Origin of the sequence: Streptomyces milbemycinicus (assembly GCF_002154605.1) — a bacterium.
GTDB lineage: Bacteria > Actinomycetota > Actinomycetes > Streptomycetales > Streptomycetaceae > Streptomyces > Streptomyces milbemycinicus.
In genome coordinates this window covers 1-2,168 of sequence record NZ_MUNE01000875.1, presented here as the reverse complement: position 1 = coordinate 2,168, position 2,168 = coordinate 1, and the positions used below count along the sequence as shown (strand labels likewise).

Annotated in this window: 3 protein-coding genes; all 3 read left to right on the top strand. The window is 70.8% G+C overall.

Going from position 1 to position 2,168, the window contains the following annotated elements; genetic code table 11:
• On the top strand, positions 1–454 hold a 454-nt coding region (locus CCN51_RS48085), incomplete at its 5' end, for a putative adhesin (RefSeq protein ID WP_143676152.1).
• 32 nt (positions 455–486) lie between these two features.
• Complete coding sequence (locus CCN51_RS48080; protein WP_014178115.1) at positions 487–1,089, top strand: GNAT family N-acetyltransferase; 603 nt, start codon at positions 487–489, stop codon at positions 1,087–1,089.
• Positions 1,090–1,366: 277 nt separating this feature from the next.
• Entirely contained in the window at positions 1,367–2,101 is a 735-nt protein-coding gene (locus tag CCN51_RS48075; RefSeq protein WP_086861040.1) for a DUF4232 domain-containing protein, read from the top strand.
• Positions 2,102–2,168 lie beyond the last annotated feature (67 nt).

Sequence of the window (2,168 nt, the reverse complement as noted above, 5' to 3'; positions counted from 1 at the left end):
CAACCCCGCCGCGTACGTTCCCAACCCCCACCGCTGGGTCGACCCGCTGGGTCTCGCTCCGTACGAATCCGATCCGTTTGAGCCATGGGCTGACGCACGCCCGGACGGAGAGGAGGTGATAGCCGGTCACGGGGTCATCGCAGCAGGGGATGGCACTCCGGTCAGGGTGCCGGAGGGTACCTCTGTCGTCATGTACAGCCGCCACGGCGAGCCCATCTACGAGATGGATGTGAGAGCGATCATCGCCGGACGCCCACACATGGAGGTGAAGGAGGTGTACGGGCCGGGGGAGGTGCTGCCGGACTACGAGCTGCATCCGCCGGACGGCTTGGAACTCCAGGGCAATCCCATCATCACGGAGAAGAATCCGGTCCGTCTGTCATTCATGCTCGACCCGAATATGGGCCGAGTGCACTGGGCCGCATGCCGATCGGTCCATCCGCTGGAGGAGTGAGCGGCCGCAACGCGAATCAAGGAGCACACGACATGACCGACCCCGTCGAGCTGGTCTGGCCGACCACATTGGACGACGCGCTGCGCGCAAGGACGCACCGGATGGTCCGCGCCGTCAGCGAGACCGGCGGGGCCATCGGCTACCTCGCACCGCCCAGCCGCGCGGAGACCGACGCCTGGCTCGACGGGGTGCTGGCCGACGTAGGGACCGGGGACGCGGCGCTCGCCCTGGCGACGTCAGGGGACGGGTCGGACGAGGTGCTGGGCTGCGCGCTCTGGCGGCGGCGCGCAGCCGTGGCCAGTTACCGGCACAGCGCCGAGATCCAGCAGGTCATGACCCACCCTGCCGCCCGGGGCCGGGGCATCGGCCGCCGTCTGGTGTCCGCACTGATCGACGACGTGCGCGCGGCCGGTCTGGAACTGCTGCTCCTGGGCGTCCGCGGCAACAACCACGGCGCGATCGCCCTGTACGAGGACCTGGGTTTCCGGGAGTGGGGCCGGCTGCCGAGCGGGATAGCCGTCGGCGACGAGCGCTTCGACGACGTCAAGATGTACCTGGAGCTGGGCCGCCCCGCCGGGGTCGCGGTGCACGGCTCGTCGGCGGTCGGCGCGGGGGCTTCGTCGCGCCGCGCGTGATCGAGGTCCCGGCGTGGTGGCTTCGGCTCCCCGACCGGCCGGCCCGCCGGGTGCGGCACCAGGCGGCTGATAGCTGCCCCGCAGCGTGTCGGTGCGCTCGGCGTCGCCTCCCTCTGAGAGACGAGGGGCGCTAAGGGCGGGGCGTTAGTGGAACGTTAGCGGCTCGGCAGTCGGGCGGCAGTCGGGCGGCAGTCGAACGACAGTGGGGGGCGGCAGGCTTAGCCGTACCGAGAAAGACAGACCGGAAACGGCCAAGTCCCGCTGAGGGGAACCCACCATGTCGATCACCGCCTTCGCCCGCCGGGCCCGCACCCTGCGTCTGGCCGCCGCCGGTCTGACCGCCGTCGCCGCCCTCACCCTCACCGCCTGCAACAGCAGCGAGGGCACCGGTACCGAGAGCGAGGGCAAGGCGGACAGTGCGACCTCCGCCCCGGCCGACCAGGCGTCCGGCTCCGGCGGGTCCGGCGGCTCGGATGCCACGGGCGGCGCGAGCGAGGGGAAGAAGGGCGGCGGCACCGAGCAGGCCGGGTCGTCCAAGGAGGGCGCCAAGGACGGCGCCAAGGACGGCGCCAAGGGCTCCGGGGGCTCCGGGGGCTCGGAGCAGGAGATCGGCCCCTGCGACATCAACAAGCTGACGGTCGGCGTCAAGTCCGTCCAGAGGCCCGTGAACTACATGGTGCTCGAGGTCAACAACCACGCGGGCGTGGACTGCAACATGCCCGGCTTCCCCCGGCTGAGGTTCGACGACGCGCAGGCCGCCACTCCGGTGTACGAGGACAGCAAGCCGCAGGCCGTCGTGACCCTCGCCCCGGGCGAGACCGCGTACGCCGGCATCCGTACCTCGTCCGCCGACGGCTCGGGCCAGAACGGCTACAAGGCCACCTCCTTGGAGGTCTTCCTCGAAGGCTCCGACGACTCCAAGTCGGTCGAGCTGCCCGGCGGCTCCGTCTACATCGACGAGAACGCCCAGGTGACGTACTGGCAGAGCGACCTGTCCAACGCCCTCGACTAACCGACCCAGCCCACTCGCCCAGCCGACTTGCTCAGCTGACGACCGCCCGGCCAACCCGGCTCATAGA